The 23,907-nt window shown below is 65.9% G+C and carries 17 protein-coding genes; 7 read left to right on the forward strand and 10 right to left on the reverse strand.

Annotated features, from left to right (window positions below; translation table 11 throughout):
• Window position 1 precedes the first annotated feature (1 nt).
• The 7 genes from nusB to ASF60_RS10850 all read right to left on the reverse strand — a co-directional run bounded on the left by nusB (window position 2) and on the right by ASF60_RS10850 (window position 6,523).
• Window positions 2–478, reverse strand: coding sequence for a transcription antitermination factor NusB (nusB, locus tag ASF60_RS10820; protein ID WP_056184236.1), 477 nt, complete (start codon window positions 476–478; stop codon window positions 2–4).
• 23 nt (window positions 479–501) lie between these two features.
• Window positions 502–1,008 carry a 6,7-dimethyl-8-ribityllumazine synthase gene (ribH, locus tag ASF60_RS10825; protein WP_056184363.1) on the reverse strand — a complete coding sequence of 169 codons (507 nt, stop codon included), beginning with the start codon at window positions 1,006–1,008 and terminating at the stop codon, window positions 502–504.
• A gap of 154 nt (window positions 1,009–1,162) precedes the next feature.
• Complete coding sequence (locus ASF60_RS10830; protein WP_056184238.1) at window positions 1,163–1,807, reverse strand: riboflavin synthase; 645 nt, start codon at window positions 1,805–1,807, stop codon at window positions 1,163–1,165.
• A gap of 1 nt (window position 1,808) precedes the next feature.
• Window positions 1,809–2,921: a bifunctional diaminohydroxyphosphoribosylaminopyrimidine deaminase/5-amino-6-(5-phosphoribosylamino)uracil reductase RibD gene (gene ribD, locus ASF60_RS10835; protein WP_056184240.1), complete on the reverse strand. Its 1,113-nt coding sequence runs from the start codon at window positions 2,919–2,921 to the stop codon at window positions 1,809–1,811.
• 11 nt (window positions 2,922–2,932) lie between these two features.
• The gene (nrdR, locus tag ASF60_RS10840) at window positions 2,933–3,520 is read right to left on the reverse strand and encodes a transcriptional regulator NrdR (RefSeq protein WP_082507860.1); all 588 of its coding nucleotides are present in this window, start codon (window positions 3,518–3,520) and stop codon (window positions 2,933–2,935) included.
• Window positions 3,521–3,646: 126 nt separating this feature from the next.
• On the reverse strand, window positions 3,647–4,951 hold the full coding sequence (gene glyA / locus ASF60_RS10845; RefSeq protein ID WP_056184242.1) for a serine hydroxymethyltransferase: 1,305 nt from the start codon (window positions 4,949–4,951) through the stop codon (window positions 3,647–3,649).
• Between the two features lie 273 nt (window positions 4,952–5,224).
• Window positions 5,225–6,523, reverse strand: a complete 1,299-nt coding sequence (locus ASF60_RS10850) for a L,D-transpeptidase family protein (protein WP_056184365.1) — start codon at window positions 6,521–6,523, stop codon at window positions 5,225–5,227.
• Between the two features lie 697 nt (window positions 6,524–7,220).
• On the opposite strand from ASF60_RS10850, the gene ASF60_RS10855 reads away from it, so the two are divergent.
• From ASF60_RS10855 to ASF60_RS10865, 3 genes are all read left to right on the forward strand, one after another.
• Window positions 7,221–8,240 carry a DUF1775 domain-containing protein gene (locus tag ASF60_RS10855; RefSeq protein WP_056184244.1) on the forward strand — a complete coding sequence of 340 codons (1,020 nt, stop codon included), beginning with the start codon at window positions 7,221–7,223 and terminating at the stop codon, window positions 8,238–8,240.
• A 219-nt stretch (window positions 8,241–8,459) separates the two neighbouring features.
• A complete protein-coding gene (locus ASF60_RS10860) occupies window positions 8,460–10,586 on the forward strand; it encodes a TonB-dependent receptor family protein (RefSeq protein ID WP_056184246.1) in 2,127 nt (708 codons plus the stop codon).
• 66 nt (window positions 10,587–10,652) lie between these two features.
• The gene (locus ASF60_RS10865; RefSeq protein WP_082507871.1) at window positions 10,653–11,639 is read left to right on the forward strand and encodes an alginate O-acetyltransferase AlgX-related protein; all 987 of its coding nucleotides are present in this window, start codon (window positions 10,653–10,655) and stop codon (window positions 11,637–11,639) included.
• A 54-nt stretch (window positions 11,640–11,693) separates the two neighbouring features.
• Here ASF60_RS10865 and ASF60_RS10870 read toward each other — a convergent pair whose 3' ends face one another.
• Window positions 11,694–14,126 (reverse strand): penicillin-binding protein 1A, encoded by a 2,433-nt coding sequence (locus ASF60_RS10870; protein ID WP_056184248.1) that lies wholly within the window; start codon window positions 14,124–14,126, stop codon window positions 11,694–11,696.
• A gap of 234 nt (window positions 14,127–14,360) precedes the next feature.
• Entirely contained in the window at window positions 14,361–15,644 is a 1,284-nt protein-coding gene (locus tag ASF60_RS10875; protein ID WP_056184251.1) for an N-acetylmuramoyl-L-alanine amidase, read from the reverse strand.
• A gap of 799 nt (window positions 15,645–16,443) precedes the next feature.
• Here ASF60_RS10875 and ASF60_RS10880 point away from each other — a divergent pair.
• The gene (locus tag ASF60_RS10880; protein ID WP_056184253.1) at window positions 16,444–19,527 is read left to right on the forward strand and encodes an Rne/Rng family ribonuclease; all 3,084 of its coding nucleotides are present in this window, start codon (window positions 16,444–16,446) and stop codon (window positions 19,525–19,527) included.
• 60 nt (window positions 19,528–19,587) lie between these two features.
• On the opposite strand, the gene ASF60_RS10885 is transcribed toward ASF60_RS10880, so the two are convergent.
• Entirely contained in the window at window positions 19,588–20,766 is a 1,179-nt protein-coding gene (locus ASF60_RS10885) for a pyridoxal phosphate-dependent aminotransferase (RefSeq protein WP_056184255.1), read from the reverse strand.
• A 161-nt stretch (window positions 20,767–20,927) separates the two neighbouring features.
• Here ASF60_RS10885 and ASF60_RS10890 point away from each other — a divergent pair, with 161 nt between their 5' ends.
• From ASF60_RS10890 to accC, 3 genes are all read left to right on the forward strand, one after another.
• Window positions 20,928–21,716 (forward strand): DsbA family protein, encoded by a 789-nt coding sequence (locus tag ASF60_RS10890; RefSeq protein WP_056184256.1) that lies wholly within the window; start codon window positions 20,928–20,930, stop codon window positions 21,714–21,716.
• 113 nt (window positions 21,717–21,829) lie between these two features.
• Complete coding sequence (accB, locus tag ASF60_RS10895; protein WP_056184258.1) at window positions 21,830–22,312, forward strand: acetyl-CoA carboxylase biotin carboxyl carrier protein; 483 nt, start codon at window positions 21,830–21,832, stop codon at window positions 22,310–22,312.
• Between the two features lie 14 nt (window positions 22,313–22,326).
• Window positions 22,327–23,682, forward strand: coding sequence for an acetyl-CoA carboxylase biotin carboxylase subunit (gene accC / locus ASF60_RS10900; protein WP_056184260.1), 1,356 nt, complete (start codon window positions 22,327–22,329; stop codon window positions 23,680–23,682).
• The last annotated feature ends 225 nt before the right edge of the window (window positions 23,683–23,907 follow it).

Raw genomic sequence — 23,907 nt, forward strand, 5'->3', positions numbered from 1 at the left:
TTCAGGCCCGACCGGAGGCCGGGAGGCCGGCGAACTCGCTGCCGCGCACATCCCGCGCCACCTTGTCCAGCACGCCGTTGACCATGCCCGGCTCGTCCCCGCCGTAGAAGCTGTGGGCGACGTCGACATATTCGGAAATGACGACCCGGGCCGGTACGTCGCGACGAGACATCAGTTCGTAGGCGCCGGCCCGCAGGATGGCCCGAAGCACCGCCTCTATGCGCTTGAGGGGCCAGCCTGTGGCGAGTGCCCCGTCCAGGAGGGGGTCGATGGCGCGCTGCTCGTCGACGACCCCGCGCAGGAGATCGCGGAAGAAGGCGATCTCGGCGGTCGGATGCGCGATGCCGTCGACCTCACGGCCAATCCAAAAGGTTTCGAACTCGGCAAGCGCCTCGATCACGCCCTTGCCCGAGATCTCCATGTCGTAGAGCGCCTGAACCACCGAGAGGCGCGCGCCGCTGCGCTCGGCGGTCTTCATCCCGGAGTCCTTAGCCATGATGCTCAATCCTCTCCGACCGACGCCGCCGACGCGTCGCGCTTGAGCGACAGCACCGCGAGCGCAGCCTCGGCGGCTCCGCCGCCCTTGTTGAGTTCTGCGACCCGGGCCCGGGCCTGGGCTTGGGCCTCGGTTTCCACCGTCAGGATGCCATTGCCTAGCGGCAGGCGCAGGGTGACGGACAGGTCCATCAGCGCCCGCGCGCTCTCGCCCGCGACGATGTCATAGTGACCGGTCTCGCCGCGGATGACGCAGCCGAGCGCCACCACGGCGTCGTAGGGCTGGCCTGCGCGGGCAGCGGCCTCGACCAGAATCGCGATGGCGGACGGAATTTCAAGGGCACCCGGCACCGTCACCACAGTAGCGACGGCCTCGGCCGCCACCAGTGCGGCTTCCGCGCCTGCCAGAAGCTCGTCCGCAAGATCCTCGTAGTAGCGGGCCTCGACCACGAGGACGCGCGCGCCCCTGACGTTGGCGGGAGCAGTGCGGGCAGCGTAGGCGAGGGATACCATCGAGGGGCCTTCACGGGTGCGGTCGATGATCGGCACGCAGGATCCGACCGCTGGGCGAGCCCCTTCGATCGCAGGCGCGAGCGATAGACCGAAGGCGACGCTCCCACAAGCGCGATGCCTGTTTCCCAGGTCGCTGGGCGTGGCGGCGTCCTGCTCAGGCTTCTGCGGCGGCCCGGCTCTCGGACAGGCGCGCGGCGTAGCGGGCGATCAGGTCGACTTCGAGGTTGAGGTGGTCCCCGGCTCGGCGCTCGCCCCAGGTGGTGACCGCGAGCGTGTGCGGGATGAGCAGCACCGAAAACAGGTCGCCGTCCACCATGTTCACGGTGAGCGAGGTTCCGTCGAGGCAAACGGAGCCCTTCTCGGCGATGAATCGCGCGAGTAGCGCCGGCGCCCGCAGGGTGAAGCGGTCGGAGGGCGCCCATTGCGGATCGCCCGCGCCGCCTGTGACCGGATCGCGGGCGATCAGTTCGGCGAGGCCATCCACATGCCCCGTCACGAGGTGGCCGCCGAGTTCGTCCCCGATCTTCAGGGAGCGCTCCAGATTCAGGCGTCGTCCCTCGCGCCATTGGCCCACATGGGTGCGGGCCAGCGTCTCTGCCGCGGCATCGACGGCGAAGATGCAGCCGCCTTCGACCGCTTCGACCGCGACCGCTGTCAGGCAGGGACCTGAGCAGGCAATGGAGGCTCCCAGCGCGATCGTCGCCGGATCATAATGCGAGCGGATGCGAATGTGACGCAGGCGGTCGTCGCCCGCGACGGACACGACCTCTCCGACGTCCGTAACGAGACCCGTGAACATCTCAGGCGCTCCGCTCGTAGGTGACGACCCGGTCAGGGCCGAGAATCCGGGTGTCGATGACCCTGAGGCGGCCACCGTCGAGGATCCCCTGCAGGACCGGGCCGATGGCCGGCAGGCCGCCGGAGCCGTCTAGGCTGACCGGGCCTGTGATAAGGGTGAAGACGTCGACGAGGTCGGCCTCCGCCAGCGCCTCGGCGAGGTGTGGGCCGCCCTCGCAGCAGAGCCGCGTTACGCCCCGCTCAGCCAGAGTTCGGAGCGCGGCATGAAGGTCGACCTGTCCGGCGCCGTCCGCATCGATGCCGATCACCTCCACACCGAAGGAGGCCAGCATGCGTTTGGCATGGACCGGCGCGCGGCGGGTGGTGAGGACAAGGGTTGGGACGTCGCGGGCACTGCGGACCAGGGTGGTCGAGGGCAGCAGGCGCAGGCTCGAATCGAGCACGACGCGTAAGGGTGAGCGGTCGGACAGGCCCGGCAGTCGGACGGTCAGCGAGGGGTCATCGGCACGTGCGGTGCCGATGCCGACAAGGATCGCGTCCGCATGAGCCCGCCAGAGATGCACCGCTCCGTCGGAGATGGGGCCGGTGATCCGCAGGCGCTCGTTGGGCGCACCGGCGAAGCCGTCCTGGGTCTGGGCAAGTTTGAGGTGAACGCTCGGCCGCCCTTTTGTCACCCGGGTGACGTGGCCGCGATGGTCGCGGGCGGCCTCCTCCGCCAGAAGACCCGTGGTCACGGCGACGCCGGCATCAGCGAGGAGGCGGTGCCCCCGCCCTGCCACGCGCGGATCGGGATCTTCCAGGGCTGTGACGACGCGAGCAATGCCGGCGGCGATGATGGCGTCGGTGCAGGGTGGTGTGCGGCCATAGTGTGAGCACGGCTCTAGGCTGACGTAGAGCGTGGCGCCGCGTGCCGCCGTGCCCGCCATGGCAAGAGCGATCGGTTCCGCGTGCGGCCGGCCTCCGGGGGCGGTGACGCCCTGCCCCACGATCCGCTCCGCACCGGGCGCACCCGCCACGACCACCGCGCCGACGGACGGGTTCGGCCAGGTCCGACCGAGGTTGCGGTGCCCGAGGGCGAGGGACAGACGCAGGAAGCGGAGGTCGGTTTCGCTCATCCCGGTGCTCCTCATGCCCGCGACTTCGGCTGCCGCTTCGACCGCAGGTCCGTGACCTTGGAGGACAGGGTGTCGATGGACCGATCCCCGGCGGCCGGACCCTCGGAGGTGGAATCACCCTCAATGGCCGCGTTGGCTGGGAGCACGGCCGGCTCGGCAAGCGTCCCGAGTAGCGCCTTGAAATCGCTGGCCTCACGGAAGTTCTTATAGACCGACGCGAAACGCACGTAGGCGACATCGTCGAGCCCCTTCAGGCCCTCCATCACCAACTCGCCGATGGCCTCGCTGCCGATCTCCGCTTCGCCGCTGCTCTCGAGCTGCCGGGTGATGCCGCTGACGAGGCGCTCGATCCGCTCAGGGTCCACGGGCCGCTTGCGGACCGCGACGTCGATCGAGCGCTGGAGCTTGTCCCGATCGAATGGTACGCGCTTGCCCGATCGCTTGAGGACGGTGAGTTCGCGCAGTTGTACCCGTTCGAACGTGGTGAAGCGGCCGCCGCAATCCGGGCACACCCGGCGGCGGCGGATCGCCGCCGCATCGTCGCTCGGCCGCGAATCCTTCACCTGGGTGTCGGGACCGCCGCAATAGGGACACCGCATCGGACGGACACCTGAAGAGGAACGGCCGCCGGGAAAACGGAACGGCCGCGAACCCGATGGTTCACGGCCGCTGAATGGCATGGTGAGGGGCGCCGGTTCAAGCGCCCCTCGTCGGGGCGTTGCGCCTCAGCCGTAGATTGGGAACCGATCGGTCAGCGCGTGCACACGCTGCTTCACGCTGGCCTCGACGGCCGAATCACCCTCGTCGCCCTTGGCCACCAAGCCATCGAGTACCTCGACGATGAGACCGCCGATCTGCTTGAATTCGGCGACGCCGAAGCCGCGCGAGGTGCCGGCCGGGGTGCCGAGGCGGATACCCGACGTAATGGTGGGCTTCTGCGTGTCGAAGGGCACACCGTTCTTGTTGCAGGTGATGTCGGCGCGGCTGAGAGCGGCTTCCGCCGCCTTGCCGGTCAAGCCCTTGCTGGTGAGGTCGACCAGCATCAGGTGGTTGTCGGTGCCGCCCGAGGTGATGTTGTAGCCGCTCGACATGAGCGTGTCGGCCAGAGCCTTGGCGTTCTCGATCACCTGCTTGGCGTAGATCTTGAACTCGGGCTTGAGAGCCTCGCCGAAGGCGACCGCCTTGCCCGCGATGACATGCATCAGCGGGCCGCCCTGGATACCGGGGAAGATGGCCGAATTGAACTTCTTGGCGAGCGCCTCGTCGTTCGTCAGGATCATGCCACCGCGCGGTCCGCGAAGGGTCTTGTGGGTCGTCGTGGTGACGACATGGGCATGCGGGAACGGCGACGGATGGACGCCTGCCGCGATCAGACCCGCGAAGTGCGCGGCGTCGACGAAGAAGTAGGCACCGACGGCGTCGGCGATCTCACGGAACTTGGCGAAGTCCCAATGACGCGGGTAGCCCGAGCCACCGGCGATGATCACCTTGGGCTTGTGCTCATGCGCAAGGGCCTCGACCTGCTCCATGTCGATGCGCTGGTCGTCCCGGCGCACGGTGTAGGAGACCGGCTTGAACCACTTGCCCGAAACGTTCGGGGGGGCGCCGTGGGTGAGATGGCCGCCGGCAGCGAGGTCGAGACCCAGGAAGGTGTCGCCCGGCTGCATCAGGGCCAGGAACACGCCCTGGTTCGCCTGGCTGCCGGAATTGGGCTGCACGTTGGCGAAGCCGCAATTGAACAGGCGCTTGGCCCGGTCGATGGCCAAGTTCTCGGCGATGTCGACGAACTGGCAGCCGCCGTAATAGCGGCGGCCCGGGTAGCCCTCAGCGTACTTGTTGGTCAGCACCGAGCCCTGCGCTTCCAGGACGGCGCGGGAAACGATGTTCTCCGAGGCGATCAGCTCGATCTCGTGCTGCTGGCGGCCGAGTTCTTGGGCCACCGCCTGCGCGATCTCCGGATCCGCGTCCGCGAGGGGAGCAGCGAAGAACGAGTTGGAGAAGTGCTTGTCGGCAGCAGTACCGGCGCTCATGGAAAGCCTCGATTGTTGAACGGGCGGACGCACCCGTAATCCGCTGGCGTTGGGCGGGCGGGCGTTCGAAGGCTGGATTACTACACGCGACCGGTTCCAAGGCCAAGCACAGGCATTTTTTTGCGTCTCACTAAAAAAATTCAGCACAGAGCGCGGGGCGCGGAGTCGAGGTATCAACAGCCCGTGTCGTGGCGTCGCATCCGCCATGCAAAAGGCCCACGCTGTGAAGCGCGGGCCTGAGATTTCGAACATCGTTGCGGTGAGACGTGAGGCTTAATTCTCCTCGTCGCCCGGCTCGAAGCTCTGGACCGGCTCGGCGCTGGCGACCGGGGTCGGAGCGGAGAGGGTCGAGGGCACGTTCACGCCGTCGCGCTTGTAGATGTCGTCACGGAACTGAACGAGGCCGTCCGGGGTCGACCAGGCGGTGATGTAGGTCCAGTAGACCGGCACCGGGCTTGCCAGCGTGGCGTCGACGCGCTTGCCGCTCTCGATCGCCTGCTCGACCTGATCTCGGCCCCAGCCGGGCGTGTCCTTGAGCAACCAGGTGATGTATTCGCGCACGTTCTGGACGCGGACGCAGCCTGAAGAGATGAATCGGAAGTCGTCGCCGTAGACGCCCTTCGAGTTCGTGTCGTGCATGAACACGCCGTAGGGATTCGGGATGTTGATGCGCACGATGCCCATCGAATTGAAGTCGGCGCCTGAATCCTGGCGGTAACGGTAGCGGGTGCCCTCGTCCGAGTTCCAGTTCACCGAGGCCGGGGAGATCTCGTTCTCTCCTGCGAAGATGCGGATCTTGTTCTCGGTGAGATAGGTCGGGTCCTTCTGCATCTTGGGGATGAGGTCCTTCTTCACGATGGAAGCCGGGACCGTCCAGAAGGGGTTGAAATTGATCTGCGTCGCCTTGGTGTTCATGATCGGCGACTGGCGGTCGATCTTGCCGACACCGGCGGCGTGCAGGGTGACGACTTGGCCGTTCTCCACCGTCTGAACCAGGGCGGCGGGGATGTTGGTGATGACGAAGCGGTTGCCGAGGTTGCCGGCATAAGAGCGCAGCCGCACCACGTTGATTTCGAGCTGGTGAAGGCGGACATCGGCCGGGACATTCATGGCCGCCTGGGTGGTCTGGCTCATGGCGCCGGTCTGGCTCAGGCCATGCCGCGCCTGGAAGCGCTTCACGCCGGCCGCCACGTAGGAATCGTACACCCCTGAGCCGCCGGAGGCCGGGTCGAGGTCGCCGGTGATGATCAGGCGCTGACGCAGGGCCGCCACCGCCGGACCCTTCGCGCCGACGCGCAGGCGATCGGCGCCCGAGACCGATTTCCAGCCACCCCGATTGACGATGTCGCGGTAGCGTTCGATCATCTGCTCGGTGGCCGCGACGGTCTGCGGCGACAGGATCGGCGTCGACGAACGCTGCACCTGCATGGTGGCAGGCGAGGCATAGTCCTGCGCCCACTCGGCTTGTGCGAAGCCGCCCGCTTCACGCGCCGTCGCCGATTGCCCGACAAGGGCCGCCGACGCGAGCAGTGTGAAGCCGAACGCGCGGGTGTGGAAAGCCTGTTTCAGCATCGGACGGAAACTCTGATCTGATTGACGAAGCGACATGCGGTGTTGTCGATCTCGGCGCGACGCGCCGAGGTTCTGAACGCCCCTGTCGCGAACGTGTCGGGGTAGCGTTAAGAACTCATGGGGACCCGGCCACATTGTGGCATGGTCCGGTTTATCCCCGCGATCCCCGCATACATCCTCGTGACTGCGACCTGTGTGCCACAGCACCGTGGTCCGCTATGCAACCGGCATAGCGCAACGATAGCCAATGGCGTAAGCGGGATCACGATGACGCTCCCGGCAAAACAGCTCGGCCACGGGAATTGGGGCCCTTTGCGTGCGATCACTGCAGTGATCGCACTCTACGCTTTCGTCTTGCACGCAGTCCTGAGCGGTCTGGTTCCGCTTCCGTCGGCGGCTTCACATGGTCTCCTCTGTCTCGGTCAAACGGATGACTCAGATTCGGGAACGCCCAATGGCGCTCACACGCATCATCTACCCTGCTGCACCGTCGCCGGGTCGATGCTGCACGCCGCTCTGCCCGAGATCATGCCCCGCTCGATCACATGGCCGACGCCGGTCGTGTGCAGACATGCCTGGCAGCGCGAATCTTCAGCCTCCGCGCGCGGGCCGCCCGGCTCAATTCCCCATCCGCGAGGTCCCCCCTTCGTCTGATGTGATCAGTTCTCTGCGATCCCCTCAGACACGGACCATCCCCATGTACAGACTTCCCCGAGCCCAATTCATCGCGGGTCTCGTCCTCACGCTTTCGACGACCGCCGCGCTGGCCCACGCCACCCTGGAGCGCAAAGAGGCGAGCCCGAATGCCAGCTATCGTGGCGTTGTGCAGATCACGCACGGCTGCGACGGGCAGCCGACCAACCGCGTCAGTGTTACAATTCCGGAGGGCATTATCGGCGCCAAGCCGATGCCGAAGCCCGGCTGGACCCTGAGCACCGAGAAGGGAGCCTACGCTCGCGCCTATCCGTACTATCACGGCGACATCCGCGAGGGGGTGAAGACCATCACTTGGACCGGCGGTCGCCTTCCAGACGATCAGGTCGATGAATTCACCTTCCTGGCGCGGGTCAGCGATGCTTACGCGCCCGGTAGCACTGTCTACTTCCCCGTCGAGCAGGATTGCGCCACAGGGCAGTATCGCTGGACCGAGATCCCGGCAGCGGGCCAGGACGCACATGCACTGAAATCCCCGGCACCCGGCGTGCGGATCGCCGCCGCCGTGTCAGCATCTGCCGGAGTTGATCACACCACGGCGAGTTCCGGCAAGGCCGAAGCGGCGAGCCTCAAGGCCGGGGATCTCAGCATCGAAACGCCGTGGATGCGCGCGACACCCGGCGGCGCCAAGGTCGCCGGCGGCTACGTCCGCGTCACCAACACGGGCACGCAGGCAGACCGCCTGATCGGCGCAGCAATCCCATTGGCGGGACGCGCTTCAATCCACTCCATGAGCATGGAGGGGGCCGTGATGCGCATGGCCCCGGTTGAGGGCGGCCTGGTCATCAAGCCGGGCGAGACTGTGGAACTGAAGCCCGGCGGATTCCACCTGATGTTCGAGGACCTCACGGGGGCGCCGAAAGCCGGCGAAGCGATTCAGGGAACGCTCCGCTTCGAGAAGGCCGGCACCGTTCCGGTCAGCTTCAGCGTGGCGCCGATCGGTGCGATGAAGCCGGGCGCGCCCGCAGCCGCGCCATCTGCGCCGGGTCCGCACGACCACTGACGCCGCTCCCCTCGCATGCGGGGCAACGGGGCCGACCTGATCCCGTCGCTCCCGCGTGGGGCGGTGCGGGCGGTGATCCCCATTGCAGCCTTCCCGTTCGAGTCTCCACTGCGCGATCCGTCGTGCGGCGTTCGCTCTCCTGTCCTCACCCCTCACCGGGATCATGCAGGCCCCTTCGCGCCATTGCGAAGTGTGGGCCCATGATCCGGAGCCTCACCGATGTCCGGTCCCCTGCCCTGCCGCCCCAGATTTTCCGTTGGTGCCCTCCTAGGCGGCGTCTCACTTCTGACTCTCTGCCTCGCCGGGACGCCCTCTCGCGCCGAAGAAACGGGCGCCGCAACGCTCTCCGAGCTCAGCATCGAGGGTGCCTCAGCGGGTTCCCTGACGGTTCCCAGCGTCGCGGCCCAACGCGCGGCCGTGAGTGCCACGATCGGGTCCGTCGCTTTCGTGGATGCCAAGGATTTCCAGGACCGCTACGCCAACACCCTGCGCGACACCCTCAAGGACGTACCGGGCGTCTACGTGCAGGAGCGCTATGGCCAGGAACTCAGGTTGTCGGTGCGTGGCTCCGGCATCGCGCGGGGTTTCCACCTCCGTGGTCTCGAGCTGTTGCAGGACGGCATTCCGCTCAACCTCGCCGACGGCAGCGGCGACTTCTACCAGATCGATCCTCTCGGCCTCCGCTCGATCGAGGTCTACAAGGGCGGCAACGCCCTGACCTTTGGGGCAACGACACTTGGCGGCGCCATCAACGTCGTGACGCCGACGGCCCAGACCGCCTTCGCGCCCAACATCCTGCGGATCGATGGCGGCGCGTTCAACACGATCCGCGAGAACGTCCAGGTTTCCCGCATCTCCGGCCCGGTCGATGTGCTGATCAACGGGACGATTACGAATTCCGATGGCTACCGGGACCACGAGACCCAACGGACCCAGAACTTCAACGCCAACCTCGGCTACCAATTGGCCCCGGGGATCGAGACGCGCTTCTATGCTGGCGTCTACCTGACCGATCAGAAGCTCCCCGGTACGCTCAGTCTCTTCAACGCCCTCAACAATCCGACGCTGGCCAACCCCTCGGCGATCACCGGCAACCAGTCGCGCAAGGTCGAGACCGAGCGGATCGCCAATCGCACCTCGTTCCTGCTTGATGTCGGCAAGCTCGATATCGACACGTGGGCGATCCACAAATCGCTGTATCACCCGATCTTTCAGGTGATCGACCAGGACGGCTGGACCTATGGGATCGCCCCGCATTGGTCCGGGACCTTCGACGTCGCCGGCTATCGCAACGACCTGATCCTGGGCCTGCGTGCTTTCGCCGGCCAGAACTCGGCCCTGCAGTTCGTCAACATCGCGGGTCAGCGTGGCGCCCAGACGCTGCGCTCGCTCCAGAGTGCCTCGAATTACGAGGCCTACGGCGAAAATCGCTTCTGGTTCCTGCCGGACGTGGCCTTGATGGCGGGGGCCAAGGCCTTCTCGTCGAATCGCACCTACAGCAACAAGGGCGGGTTCACGGGTGGCAATGCCGTTCCATCCTCAGCCAACGAGACCTATTCCGGCATCAACCCGAAGGTGGGACTGCTGTGGCAGCCGCTGTCCGACATTCAGGTCTTCGGCGACATCACGGGATCGCGCGATGTGCCCGATTTCTCCGACCTCGTGCAGCAGAATTCGCTCAACACCACTTTCGTGCCTCTGCGTGCACAGAACGCGGTGACGTACGAGGCGGGGACGCGCGGCCGGATCGATCGGTTGTTCTGGGACCTGACCCTCTATCGCTCCGAGGTCCGCGACGAACTCATCAACTTCTCGATCAATCCCGGCCTCGGCATCCCGGCTGCGACCTTCAACGCGCCACGCACCCGGCACCAGGGCGTGGAGGCCGCGGTGTCCCTCGATGTGGCGCGCGACCTGATCGCTCCCGGTGACGGGCTCGTCGTTGCGCAGGTCTGGACCCACAACGACTTCCGCTTCATCGCCGATCCGGTCTTCTCCAACAACCAGATCGCCGGCATTCCGCGCGACGTGCTGCGGACGGTGCTCACCTACCGGAACCGGCAAGGCTTCCACATCAGCCCCTCGGTCGACTGGGTGCCGCAGGGGGCCTTCGCCGACCACGCCAATACCCTGAAGGTGCCGGGCTACGCACTGTTGAACATCGGTGCCGGAATCGATTTTCAGAACGGAGTCTCGCTATTCGTCGATGCCCGCAATCTGACCGACGCCCGCTACATCTCGGACATCTCGGTCGTCACGAATGCCCGGACCGTCGCGGGTGGCCCGGTGGCGTTCTACCCGGGCGTGGGGCGCAGCATCTTCGGCGGCGTCCGCGCCGGGTTCTGACCCGGCCTGGGGATACGGATGATCCAAAAGGGTGCACCGTCGCTGCACGGCCGATACAAGGGCGCGATGACCGAGGGTATCTCCATCGCGCCTGTGTCCGCCGTATCGGGACCAAAGCGGCTAGGCCACTCCGACGTGCATGTCGGGCGGGATGGCTGGCTCTTCCTCACCGGCGGTAGCAATGCCGTGCTCGACCAGTACGCCGACCCCGGTTTTCCACGCGCGAAGCTCTGGCGCTGGCGCCGAATTCTCGAAACACGGGTCCGGCGTTGCGTGGAACTCGGCACTCGCTATGCCCATGTGGTGGCACCGGAGAAGCTCGCGATCTACCCGCAGACCTGCAATGGACTCCCCTTCGATCCAGACCGGGCCCCGGTCCTTCGAATGGAGCGCTGGCTGCGCTTCTCATCCGCGCGGCGCCATTGGATCGATCTCGTTCGTCCGTTCCGCGCCCGCGCCGCTGAAATCCCGCTCTATCGTCGTACCGACAGCCACTGGAGCTTCTCGGGATATCTCCTCGCCTATGGGGAGATCTGCCGCCATCTCGGCCTCCGGCCCCGCGAGGATATCGCGCGGCGCCGTATCGGCTCGGCTGGGGCTTATGCGGGCGATCTCGGACTGAAGTTCGATCCCGCCCGCACAGAGATGGCGGAGCCGTGCCTGTTCGACAGCGCAGCACGCCGCATCTACGCCAACAGCCTCGTGACTACCTTGGAGTCCCAGGGACGCGGCCGCGATGCGCATATCGGGGCCCACGTCATCTTCCGGAATGACTCACCGCAGGCCGATCCACGCCGTTTGGTGCTGTTCGCCGATTCTTATGGGCATCATACGGTCACGCCACACACGGCAAGCCTGACACCGATGCTCGCCGACACGTTTCGCGAGGTCCACGTTCTGTGGTCCACCAGCATCGATTGGGGCTACGTCGCCCGAACGAAGCCGGACTTCGTGGTCGCGGAGATCGCGGAGCGCTTCATGATCGACGTCCCGCAGACCGGGTTCAACATCGAGAAACTTGCGGATCTCGCTTTGGCACGGAAGTCCGGCTGAAACGGCGAGAGCCCGGGAGACAGCTCTGGGGCTCTGTTCCGCATGAGGGGGCCTTTAGTAAAGGCCACCGGCCTGAGCGGCGCGGTCGGCATCCGGCGGCACCGCTGCCGGACCGCTGGACTGCTGGGCCGGTGCTGCGACGTAGGCGTCTGGAGGCGCGGTTCCGGGCTTGAACGCCTCGAGGATCGTGCCACCGCCTTCACCCGAGCCGGCACGCATTCCGGATGAGGCGGAGACGCGGATCAGCTTGATGCCCGGGGGCACGCGAAACGGCGTCGGCGGTTTATCCTTGAGGGCCAGTTTGAGGAAGTCGAGGGCGATGGGAGCCGCGAGGCCGCCGCCGGTGGCCCGATCGCCGAGTGAGCGCGGCTTGTCGAAGCCGATATAGACGCCCACCGCGAGGTCAGGTGAGAATCCCACGAACCAGGCATCCTTTGCGTCGTTCGTCGTCCCGGTCTTGCCGGCAAGCGGTTTGCCGATCTGCTTCAGGATGGTGGCGGTGCCACGCTGGACGACGCCTTCCATGATCGAGACCATCTGATAGGCGGTCAGCGGATCGAGCACCTGCTCGGAATCGTCGACGAGCTTGGGTTCGTCCTGGCCGGACCATTTATCCGCGTCGCAGCCCAGGCACTTGCGGTTGTCGTGCTTGTAGATGGTTTCGCCGACGCGATCCTGGATGCGATCGATCAGGGTCGGGCGGATGCGCCGCCCGCCATTGGCGAGCATCGAGTAGGCGGTGACCATGCGCATGACGGTGGTCTCGCCGGCACCCAGAGCCATCGGCAGCACGGGTAGCATGTCGTCGTAGACACCGAAGCGGCGGGCGTACTCGGCGATGAGCGGCATGCCGACATCCTTGGCCAGCCGCACCGTCATCAGGTTCTTCGAGTGCTCGATGCCATAGCGCAGGGTGTGCGGCCCGCCGGACTTGCCGTCGTAGTTCGACGGTGTCCAGGCTTCCTGGCCGGGGCCCGCCTCGATGGTGATCGGAGAGTCCTGCACGATGGAGGACGGGGTATAGCCGTTGTCCAGCGCCGCCGAGTAGACGATCGGCTTGAACGACGAGCCGGGCTGACGCATCGCCTGGGTGGCGCGGTTGAACTGGCTCTCGTCATAGGAGAAGCCGCCGACCATCGCGTGGACGCGACCGGTATAGGGGTCCATCGCCACGATGGCGCCCGAGACCTCGGGACGCTGACGCAGGCGGTACTGGTTGCGGCTGGTATCGGTCGCCTCGACGTAGACGACGTCGCCCGCGTTCAGAGCCGCAGCGGGCGAGCGCCCGGTCCAGCGGGTGCCCTCTGCCGTGATCGTGCCGGTCTCGCGATCCTTCGAGACGTGGCCCGAAGCTTCACGGCGCGGCTGGAGTCCGATCTGTGCGGCTCCCCCGGTGGTGCTCAACACCACAGCGAGGCGCCAGGGCTGCACGTCGCCGAGACCCGGAACCTCTGCGACGGCGAGGCCCCAGTCACGACCCACGAGATCGACCTTGGCCTGCGCGCCGCGCCAGCCATGCGACTGGTCGTAACGGATCAGGCCGTCCACGAGTGACTTGCGTGCCCAGGCCTGCATCTTCGGATCGAGCGTGGCACGCACGGAGAGACCACCCTCGTAGAGCTTCTTCTCACCGTAGCGCTCGGCGATCTCGCGGCGCACCTCCTCGGTGAAGTAGTTGGCGTTGGCGGCATTGGCGAAGGCGACGCGCGGGTTGACGCCGAGTGGCATCTTGCGGGCGGCTTCGGCCTCCTCCTTGGTGATGTACCCGTTCTGGGCCATCAGCCCGATAATCTCGTTGCGCCGGTCCAGCGCCTTCTGGGTCTGGCGATAGGGGTGATAGTTGTTCGGCCCCTTCGGCAGCGCGGCCAGGTAAGCCGCTTCGTTGATCGTCAGTTCGTGCACCGACTTGCCGAAGTAGTCGAGCGCTGCCGCTGCGACGCCATGCAGGTTGCGGCCGGGCACGATGGTGCCGAGGAAGATTTCGTTGAGATAGAGTTCGAGGATCTTATCCTTCGAGTAAGCCGCCTCGATCCGGAAGGCGATGAGCGCCTCCTTGGCCTTGCGCTCGAAGGTCTGCTCCGGCGACAGGAGGAAGTTCTTGGCGACCTGCTGGGTGATGGTCGAAGCACCCTGCTTCTTGCCGCTCTTGAAGTTCGTCAGCGCTGCGCGCACCAGCCCTTCGGGGTCGACGCCGCCATGCTTGTAGAAGTTCTTGTCTTCAGCGGACAGGAAGGCCGCGACGACGATTTTCGGCATCGCTTGGATCGGCAGGTAGAGGCGGCGCTCCGTGGCGTATTCCGCTAGCAACGAACCATCCGCCGCATGAACGCGGCTCATCACCGGCGGCTCGTAATTGGCGAGCGCGGCGTGGTCGGGCAGGTCCTGGCTGAACTTCCAGTAGAAGAACGCTCCCGCGCCCGCGGCCAGCACGAAGATCATCGCACCGACGCTGAACAGGAAGCCGAAGAAACGAAGGATGAAGCGCATCCGGGTCCCGTCCGTCGATGATCCACCGCCGCCGGTCGGCCGTGTCAGCGCGCGCCAGCATGGCGTGCGCTTCCTCGGACCGTGTCCCATCCCGAAATGCAAGGGTCCCGCCGCGGATTTGCGGTCGAGGCCACGATGTCGGCGGCGTTCGCTCATGAGCGCCGCGATCCATCCCGCCGAGACGATCGGCGTCGGTGTGACCGGGGCGCTGTGAGCCCCGGTTTCACACGTATTCTATGGTGAAACTGGGGCGATTGCCGCCGACCGGCGTGCCGGCTGCGGCCGCGTCAGAGAGGTCCGACTTCCGAAGAACGCATCGATGGCCTTGGCCATGCCTCCGGTCACCTCGGCGCGCCAAGCCTCCGATTGCAGAAGGTCGAGATCGCGCTTGCTGGAGAGATAGCCGAGTTCGACCAGGACCGATGGGACATCCGGCGAGCGCAGGACCTGGAATCCCGCCTCGCGGTGCGGCTTCGTGCTCATTTCCATCACGGGTCCGAGATGGGTCATCAGTCCCTTGGCGAAGCCCGAAGAGAAGGTGCGGGTTTCGCGCAGGGTCAATTCCTGGAGGATATCTGCGACGTGGCCGGGGCCTTCATTCGATTCGGTGCCCGCTGCCGCGTCGGCACGGTTCTCGCGCTCGGCAAGCTTGGCTGATTCGGCGTCGGTAGCCTTCTCGGAGCCAGTGTAGATCGTGGCGCCGCGCACTTGAGGCGCCGATGAGATCGAATCCGCATGGATCGAAACGAAGAGGTCGGCCTTCGCCTCGCGGGCGAGGCGGACGCGTTCGGAGAGGGGAACGAAGACGTCGCGGTCCCGCGTCATCCGCACCCTGTAGCGTCCGCTGGACTCGAGTCGGGCCACCAAGGCTTGGGCGAAGCCGAAAACGATATCTTTCTCGAATACGCCGGTTGCCGCGATGGCCCCCGGATCGGTTCCGCCATGGCCGGCATCGACCATGATGAGCGGGCGCGCGTCCGTGGGCTCCGGTAAGATCGCCGCTTTGCGCTGGGCGGGCGCGGGATCGCTTGAGACGGCGGCACGCCGAAAGCCCTCACGATCGCTGCGCTGGAAGTCGATGCTGAGCAGCACGGCGCCGTCGCGGGCCCGCGTGACCGTTTCGATCCGGCCCACCGTGGCGGGCTGGGCAAGGTCGACCACGATGCGCGACCGGCCGGGTGCGAACAATCCGTAGCGGAAGGAGGAGACGACGCCCTCGCGCTTCCGTCCGGTCTCCGGACCCAGTTGAAAGTTCACTTCCGCGAGATCGATCACCGCCCGGTCGGGACGCTCCATCACGAAGGCCTTGGCGTCGATGGCTTTCGAGAGCGTCAGGGTCAGCTTCGTCGTCGCATTGCTGGTGGAGAGATCTGCTGCGATGGCGACGGCGGCCTGAGAGCTGGCCCCGCGCAACTTTTCATTGTCCTGAGCCTGCGCGCTCGGGCAGACGAACGGGATCGCGCCGGCAAAGACGAGGGCGACGAGGGCGGAGCGGAGAAGGCGTAAGCGTCTCTGCATCGTTCCGGCATTCATCCTCGGGAGGACAAGCACGCCCCGGTTGGGCATGCTGTTAGCGAACTGCGATATGAAGCAGCCTCTACGAGATACGGACCGGATGGTTAACCGTTCCTCAAGCGGTGCCCCCACTTCCGCGGAGCTTGTGTCTCCACGGCGACAGGCTCGCGCAACACGGGAATCCAGGCAGGACGCCGGGGGCCGAGCCCAGGATACGGGCCGATTCAAGCGGAAGACCGCGACCCGGAACAGGAAGGTCCTTGCCAAAACGTCGCGACGCTCTGTAATGATACGGTCCCCTTCCCGGCGCCGTGCGGTTTGCTCCGCGGCCCGCGGGTGCGATCCGGCTTCTTGCTGGATAGCCTTCGCAGTCGGTTCCCCGCGTCAGACAATGCGGCATGGCGAGGCTGGGTGGGAGTCGGTTCATTCGGTGGCTTTTTCGGCCGTCGCACCGTTCTTGGAATGCACGCCTGTCCTCGGACGGGCCCACACAGTCTTCGCGAGGTCAGGGAGAGAATGAGCGGACACACAGCATCGGTTGCCGTTGCTCGTGTTCAACGCCTGCGCGTTTCGCGTGGCGCCGCCGTCTCGTCGACCCTGGCCAGGATCAACCCCACGCGCGCCGAGATCCGGCGCCCAACGGCGGTTGACGGCAATCCCTTCCCCACAGCTTCCGCGACCCCCTTCCCCGGGTCGTCACGTGCACCGATCCGCCAGGCCAGTGAGCCTGGACCGAACGGCGCACCATCGGGACCGAGCGGTTCGAGGAGAACGACGTCGACCGCCATGTCGAAAGTTCGTCATGGCCAACAACAACAAGATGCTCATCGACGCGATGCACCCGGAGGAGACTCGGGTCGTCACGGTCCACGGGTCACGGGTTGAGGAATTCGACTTCGAGGCCGCCAATCGGCGCCAGCTTCGCGGTAACATCTATCTCGCCAAGGTGACGCGCGTGGAGCCCTCGCTCCAGGCGGCCTTCATCGAGTACGGCGGCAACCGCCACGGCTTTCTCGCCTTCAGCGAAATCCACCCGGATTATTACCAAATTCCACTCGCCGACCGGCAGGCGTTGCTGGAAGACGAAGCCCGCGAGGCCGAGGAGCACCGCGAGCGCGAGGAGCGTAAGCCTCGCCGCCGCTCGCGCGGTCGTCGCGATGGGACGTCCGCCAAGCGCGCTCGGACCTCCGATACGGTGACGTCCGAGGATGTCGCCACGTTCGTCGAGAACGATTCCGCGATCGGCGCAACGGACGCGCTCCTCGAGGGCGGCTTCACCGATGGGTCTCAGGAAATCGCTTCGCGTGGCGATGCCTCGGCCGACCTGCCGCAATCCGATCTCGGCAGCCCCGAGACACCCGCCTCTTCATCGGAAGTCTCCGAGGATCAGGCCCTCGTCGGTGCTACGGCCGAGGCGCCGATCGCCCCGGCCGTCGAACTGGCTCTCGAGGCCGCACCGATGGGTGACGGCGCGGCATCTGGTTCCTCTGAGCCCGAGTCTCATCAAGTGGAGCCCTCGGACGCTGAATTTTCGAACGCTGAATCTTCGGAGACCAGGTCGTTCGAAGGCGAGATCTCTGTCGCCAACCTCCATGTCGAGCCTGAATCCGAGGACGACTCCGACGAGGACGATGACGAGGACGAAGAAGAGGACGACTCGGACGACGAGTCCGAGGATGATGACGATTCCGACGAGGATGAGGACGACGACGAGTCCGAGGGCGAGGACGGCGAGCGTCCGCAGAAGATCGCGCAGGTTGGCGGCGACGCTCTCGCTGAAATCCCCGAGCGTCCGCGCACTTACCGCCGGCACTACAAGATCCAGGAGGTGATCAAGCGCCGCCAGATCATCCTGGTGCAGGTCGTCAAGGAGGAGCGCGGCACCAAGGGCGCGGCGCTGACCACCTACCTGTCGCTGGCCGGCCGCTACTCCGTGCTGATGCCCAACACCGGTCGTGGCGGCGGCATCTCCCGCAAGATTACCTCGGCGGCCGACCGCAAGCGCCTCAAGGAAGTCGCGCAGGACCTGGAGGTGCCGGAGGGCATGGGCGTCATCCTGCGCACGGCCGGCGCTTCCCGGACCAAGCCGGAGATCAAGCGTGACTTCGAATACCTGATGCGCTTGTGGGAGAGTGTGCGCGAGTTGACGCTGTCCTCCTCCGCACCGGCGTTGGTCTACGAGGAAGGCTCGCTGATCAAGCGCGCTATCCGCGACCTCTACAATAAGGATATCGACGACATCCTGGTGGCCGGCGACGAGGCCTACCGCGAGGCGCGCGACTTCATGCGCATGTTGATGCCGGGCCAGTCCAAGGTCGTGCAGCCCTATCGCGACCCGACGCCGATTTTCGCGCGCTATGGGGTCGAGCAGCAGCTCGACGCGATGTTCTCCACCCATGTGACCCTCAAGTCGGGCGGATACCTCGTTATCAATCCGACCGAGGCCCTCGTCTCCATCGACGTGAATTCGGGGCGCTCGACCCGCGAACATGACATCGAGGACACTGCCCTGCGCACCAATCTAGAGGCGGCCGAAGAGGTCGCCCGCCAGTTGCGCCTGCGCGACCTCGCGGGCCTCGTCGTCATCGACTTCATCGACATGGAGGAGAAGCGCAACAACCGCGCTGTCGAGAAAAAGCTCAACGAGTGTTTGAAGAACGATCGCGCCCGCATCCAGGTCGGTCGCATCTCGCCCTTCGGTCTGCTGGAGATGAGCCGTCAGCGCATCCGCACCGGCATGCTCGAGAGCTCGTCCCTCCCCTGCGCCCATTGCGGCGGTTCGGGCTATGTTCGTGCCACGTCTTCGGTGGCGCTGCAGATCCTGCGGGCGATCGAGGAGTCGCTGCTCAAGAGCACCAGCCATAACCTCATCCTCAAGACACGCACCGAGGTGGCGCTCTACATCCTCAACCAGAAGCGGGCTCATCTGCGGGAACTCGAAGTCCGCTTTGGAGTCTCGGTGACGATCGCCGCCGATGAGCGCCTGGCCGCCACTTCCGCCTTCCAGCTCGACCGGGGTGAGCTTGCGACGCGGGCCGAGGGGCCGGTCACCGGGGTGCGTGCGGTGGCAATCAATTCCGCCCTGGAGCCCGAGGAAGATTTCGATCCGGAGATCGAGGAGGAGATTGTCGAGGTCGAGGTTGAGGCCGAAGAGGTCGAAACCGGCAGCTCCACCGAGGAAGCACCCGAGAAGACTTCCGAGAGCGGCGATGGCCGTGGTGGGCGTCGGCGTCGGCGTCGGCGTCGTGGTGGCCGCCACGAGACCGGCGATCAGGCTGGTGGCGAGAGCGCTGCCACAGACGGTGACGACGAGGGTGAAACCGAGGAGCCCGAGGAGATCGCTGCGCAGCCCGAGACCGACGAGAGCGTGTCGCCTGCCGAAGCTTCGTCCGCTGGCGAGGATGATGGCAGCGGTCGCCGCCGTCGTCGGGGTCGTCGCGGGGGTCGTGGTCGCGACCGCGATGGCCGTACCCGGGACGGCGAGGGCAATGCCCAGGAGTTCGCTAACAAGGAGCTTCCGAACTCGGATTTCGGTGAGCGTCCGGTTGCTTCGGTCGAGGGAGACGAAGGTGCGAGTGATGCGCCGTCCGCCTTCCTCGGCGGCGAGGAGCCCGTGAGTGCCGAGGCGGTGTCCGAAGCCGTGGCCCCATCCACGCCGGAAGCTTCGGGATCGTTAGCGCTGGAATTGCCGATCGCAGCCGAGAACGATCAGGGCAATGTGGCCGCTCCTGTCGATACCCTGGAGGTCTCCGTCGAGCCGGCGTCAGTCCCGGTGAGGCCTGCTCCTGAGCCGGTGGCGGTGGTTCTCACCCCGCCCTCGGACCCGGATCGTCCGAAGCGTGCCGGCTGGTGGTCGCGCACCAAGGCGGCCCTGACGGGCGAGTGAACGCCGTTACACCGGTATGAACGGAGCGGGGTGGGCATGAAGCCTGCCCCGCTTTGCGTTTCAGCGCAGCCACGCCTTGAGGCGTCGCACCGCATCGACGCAATCGGCGTTGGAGCCGGCGAAGGAGAATCGGACGTGGTGGCTCCCATCCTGTGCGTCGAAATCCAAGCCCGGGGTCGCCGCAACCCCCGCTTCGTCGAGCATGCGCCGGCAGAAGGCGACCGAGTCGTTGGTCAGGTTGGAGACATCGGCATAGAGATAGAAGGCGCCGTCGGCCGGATGTGTCCGCCCGAGTCCGAGACTCGGGAAGGCGTCGAGTAGCAGCGCTCGATTGGCGGCATAGCCCGCCCGCACGGCTTCAACCTCTTCAACCGCGTCGAAGGCAGCCAGTGCAGCCACCTGCGATAAGTATGGCGGTGAGATGTAGAGGTTCTGGGCGAGCCGCTCGACGGGACGGGCGAGCCAGTCCGGTACCACCATCCAGCCGATGCGCCATCCGGTCATGCACCAGGTCTTCGAGAACGAGTTGATGACGATCGCTTCGTCATCGTAGCGCAGGGCGGTCTCCGTCGGCACGCCGTAGGCGAGCCCATGATAGATCTCATCGGAGATGAATCGGAGGTTCAGCGCCCGGGCCGTGGCGCAAAGGTCAGCGAGGCGTTCGGGCTCGATCACCGTGCCGGATGGGTTCGCCGGACTCATCACCAGGATGCCCGACAGTCCTTCGCGTTCGTTCAGTGCCCGCAGGGCGGAGCCGGTCGGAGCGAACCGGTCGGCATCTTGCAGAACCAGGGGCGCCGGGACCAGGTCAAGGGCATGCAGCAGGCTGCGATAGGCCGGATAGCCCGGCTGCGGCACCGCGATGCGGGCGCCGGCATCGAACAGCCCGAGGAAGGCCAGCACGAAGCCCGCCGACGAGCCGGTGGTCACCACGATGCGGCTCGGTGATACCGCGACTCCATAGGTCTCCGTATAGTGGCGCGCGATGCGCTCGCGCAGAGTGGGCAATCCCAGGGCCTGGGTGTAGGGCAAAGCGCCGTTCGCAAGGGCAGCCTGCGCTGCCGCGATCACGGCTCGGGGCGCCGGTGCCGAGGGCTGGCCGACCTCCATATGGACGACGCCCTCCCCGCGCGCCTCGCGCGCTGCGGCGGCCGACATCACGTCCATGGCCAGGAACGGCGCAACGCGGGCTGCGCGCTGCGATGAGAACTTCGGAGCGAGGATCGGAGCTTGTGTCATCCGCCCCGTCATAGCCCCTGCGCAGGACCTGGGACAAACCCGCCATTCCGCGATTGACCGCCCGCCGCGAAAACGCCTAACCCGGCCGCTAACCGCATGTCGAATTGAGATGACCCCCGATGGCCGGCCTACGTCTGACCGGTCCCGCCTCGCGAGGACGTATGCCCCTCTTCCGTTCCCTGCTCTGCGCCACGATTCTTGCCGGCACCCTGGGTGTCGCCTCGGCGCAGACCACTCCGAGCCAAACCGCTCCGGCCGCTGCGTTCACGGACGTTCAGCGCCAAGCGATCGAGGGCATCATCAAGGATTACCTCGTCAAGAACCCCGACGTGCTGCAGGAGGCGATCGCGGAAGGTGAGCGCCGGCAGCAGGAGACGCAGAAGCTTGCGCAGTCCGCCGCACTCAAGGAGGCGCGTGAGGCCCTGATCAATTCGCCCCATGGCGTGGTCGCAGGCAACCCGAATGGCGACGTCACGATGGTCGAATTCTTCGACTACAATTGCGGCTATTGCCGCAAGGCGCTGTCGGACATCCAGGCTCTCATCAAGGGCGACCCGAAGCTGCGCGTCGTCCTGAAGGACTTTCCTGTTCTCGGTGCCGAGTCGCTGGAAGCGAGCAAGATCGCGCTGGCCGCCAAGCAGCAGCTCAAGGGCGATAAGGTCTTTGAATTCCACACCAAGCTCCTGGAATCCAAAGGCCGGGTGAACGGCGAACGCGCGCTGGCCGTTGGCAAGGAGATGGGTCTCGACGTCACCCGCCTGCTCAAGGATGCGCAGGGTCCGGAAGTGAAGGCCGCCCTGTCCGAGAACGTCGGCCTCGGCGACAAGCTCGGGCTTTCGGGAACCCCCGCCTTCATCATTGGCGACGAGGTCATCCCGGGTGCTGTGGGTGTCGAACCGATCCGCAAGACCATTTCCGACGTGCGCCAGTGCGGTCACGCGAGCTGCTGAGCCCAAGCGCCTTCCGCATTCGATCCGTCGCCGCCTTGCGAGTCTCGCCTGGCGGCGTCATTTCCCGTCGATCCTAGCCGCACCCTGCGCCTGACCTGAAGACGACCGAGCCGATGTCCAAGAACGACCCCTTCGATCCGGAGCTCGTCCGCGAGCTCGCCAAGCTGATCAACGAGACCGATCTCAGCGAGATCGAGGTCGAAAAGGGCGATCTGCGCATCCGCGTCGCCCGCCGCATTGAAGCGGTCCAGGTGCAGGTGGCCGCGCCTGCGCCGGCTCCGGCGATGGCAGCCGTCTCGGCTCCCCTCGCCACTCCGGGTCCTGGCGGCGGGGTCGATCGCGGCAAGGCCGGCGCCGGGCATCCGGGGGCCGTACCCTCCCCCATGGTCGGTACCGCCTATCGCCGCCCGTCGCCGGAAGCGAAGCTGTTCGTCGATGTCGGGTCCAAGGTTGAGACGGGCGAGAAACTCCTCCTGATCGAGGCGATGAAGACCTTCAACGAGATCGTCGCTCCTCGTTCCGGCACCGTCACCGCCGTCTTCGTCGAGGACGGGCAACCCGTCGAGTTCGGCGAACCTCTCCTCGTCATCGAGTGAGCCGGGCCGCACCCATGTTCGAAAAGATCCTGATCGCCAACCGGGGCGAAATCGCCCTGCGCATCCTGCGCGCGGCCAAGGAACTCGGAATCGCGACCGTGGCGGTCCATTCCACGGCCGATGCCGATGCGATGCACGTGCGTCTGGCCGATGAGAGCGTCTGCATCGGCCCACCGGCGGCCCGCGACAGCTACCTCAACATTCCGTCGATCATCGCCGCCTGCGAGATCACCGGGGCCGACGCGGTTCATCCCGGATACGGCTTCCTCTCCGAGAACGCCCGCTTCGCCGAAGTGCTCGCCCACCACAATATTGGCTTCATCGGTCCGAAGGCGGAGCATATCCGCATCATGGGCGACAAGATCGAGGCCAAGCGCACCGCAAAACGTCTCGGTATTCCGTGCGTTCCCGGCTCGGAGGGCGGCGTCGAGGAACCCGAGGAAGCCAAGCGGATCGCGGCTGAGATCGGGTACCCCGTCCTGGTCAAGGCCGCATCCGGTGGTGGCGGGCGCGGCATGAAGGTCGCCCGGACCGAGGCCGATCTCGAACAGGCGCTCGGCATGGCCCGGACCGAGGCCAAAGCGGCCTTCGGTGACGATGCGGTCTACCTGGAAAAGTATCTCGAGAAGCCGCGCCACATCGAGGTTCAGGTGCTCGGGGATGGACGCGGCAATGCGGTGCATCTGGCCGAACGCGACTGCTCCCTGCAGCGACGGCATCAGAAAGTCTGGGAGGAAGGCGGATCCCCGGTCCTCGACGCTGAGATGCGGGCCGAGATTGGCGGCATCTGCGCCCGCGCGATGCAGGAACTCAAGTATCTCGGCGCTGGTACGGTGGAATTTCTCTACGAGGATGGCCGGTTCTACTTCATCGAGATGAATACGCGCATCCAGGTCGAGCATCCGGTAACCGAGATGATCACCGGGATTGATCTCGTGAACGAACAGATCCGTGTTGCGGCCGGCCTGCCTCTGTCGGTGACGCAGGATGAGATCAAGGTGGAAGGTCACGCCATCGAGTGCCGGATCAATGCCGAGCATCCAGCGACCTTCCGACCCTCACCCGGTCTGATCACCTACTTTCATCCACCCGGCGGCCTTGGGGTTCGCGTCGATTCGGCTGTCTTCCAAGGCTACCGGATTCCACCGAACTACGATTCCCTGATCGGCAAGCTGATCGTGCATGGCCGCACGCGAAACGAGTGCCTGATGCGCCTACGCCGGGCACTGGACGAGTTCGTGGTCGACGGCGTCGATACCACCTTGCCGCTCTTCCGGACCCTGGTTCGCAACCTGGATGTCCAGAACGGAGATTACGATATCCATTGGCTGGAGGGGTTTCTGGCCGATGGTGGCCTCGATGAGCCCTAGGCAGGCAAGCACATGAAGCGCCGGTGGCGGAGAGCCGCGGAACGCGTTGGCGGGAGGCCGGTTTCTTGTCTATCCGCTACACTGGTGTCTCGTCCCGGGAGGTACCAGCTTCATCACAAGGACGTTCTCCTGTGCGCTTCAATATTTCTTTGATCGTTGGTCTTCTGCTTGCCGGTCCTGCACTGGCGCAGTCTCCCTCTGGAAATGTCGGCCAACCCGAGCGCG

This window comes from Methylobacterium sp. Leaf113 (assembly GCF_001423325.1).
In the GTDB taxonomy this organism is placed as follows: domain Bacteria; phylum Pseudomonadota; class Alphaproteobacteria; order Rhizobiales; family Beijerinckiaceae; genus Methylobacterium.

Bases quoted from the DNA above. Each gene is read 5' to 3' on its own strand.
- nusB (WP_056184236.1), bottom strand. From the start codon at position 478: ATGAAGACCGCCGAGCGCAGCGGCGCGCGCCTCTCGGTGGTTCAGGCG.
- ribH (WP_056184363.1), bottom strand. From the start codon at position 1,008: ATGGTATCCCTCGCCTACGCTGCCCGCACTGCTCCCGCCAACGTCAGG.
- ASF60_RS10830 (WP_056184238.1), bottom strand. From the start codon at position 1,807: ATGTTCACGGGTCTCGTTACGGACGTCGGAGAGGTCGTGTCCGTCGCG.
- ribD (WP_056184240.1), bottom strand. From the start codon at position 2,921: ATGAGCGAAACCGACCTCCGCTTCCTGCGTCTGTCCCTCGCCCTCGGG.
- nrdR (WP_082507860.1), bottom strand. From the start codon at position 3,520: ATGCGGTGTCCCTATTGCGGCGGTCCCGACACCCAGGTGAAGGATTCG.
- glyA (WP_056184242.1), bottom strand. From the start codon at position 4,951: ATGAGCGCCGGTACTGCTGCCGACAAGCACTTCTCCAACTCGTTCTTC.
- ASF60_RS10850 (WP_056184365.1), bottom strand. From the start codon at position 6,523: ATGCTGAAACAGGCTTTCCACACCCGCGCGTTCGGCTTCACACTGCTC.
- ASF60_RS10855 (WP_056184244.1), top strand. From the start codon at position 7,221: ATGTACAGACTTCCCCGAGCCCAATTCATCGCGGGTCTCGTCCTCACG.
- ASF60_RS10860 (WP_056184246.1), top strand. From the start codon at position 8,460: ATGTCCGGTCCCCTGCCCTGCCGCCCCAGATTTTCCGTTGGTGCCCTC.
- ASF60_RS10865 (WP_082507871.1), top strand. From the start codon at position 10,653: ATGACCGAGGGTATCTCCATCGCGCCTGTGTCCGCCGTATCGGGACCA.
- ASF60_RS10870 (WP_056184248.1), bottom strand. From the start codon at position 14,126: ATGCGCTTCATCCTTCGTTTCTTCGGCTTCCTGTTCAGCGTCGGTGCG.
- ASF60_RS10875 (WP_056184251.1), bottom strand. From the start codon at position 15,644: ATGCAGAGACGCTTACGCCTTCTCCGCTCCGCCCTCGTCGCCCTCGTC.
- ASF60_RS10880 (WP_056184253.1), top strand. From the start codon at position 16,444: ATGGCCAACAACAACAAGATGCTCATCGACGCGATGCACCCGGAGGAG.
- ASF60_RS10885 (WP_056184255.1), bottom strand. From the start codon at position 20,766: ATGACACAAGCTCCGATCCTCGCTCCGAAGTTCTCATCGCAGCGCGCA.
- ASF60_RS10890 (WP_056184256.1), top strand. From the start codon at position 20,928: ATGCCCCTCTTCCGTTCCCTGCTCTGCGCCACGATTCTTGCCGGCACC.
- accB (WP_056184258.1), top strand. From the start codon at position 21,830: ATGTCCAAGAACGACCCCTTCGATCCGGAGCTCGTCCGCGAGCTCGCC.
- accC (WP_056184260.1), top strand. From the start codon at position 22,327: ATGTTCGAAAAGATCCTGATCGCCAACCGGGGCGAAATCGCCCTGCGC.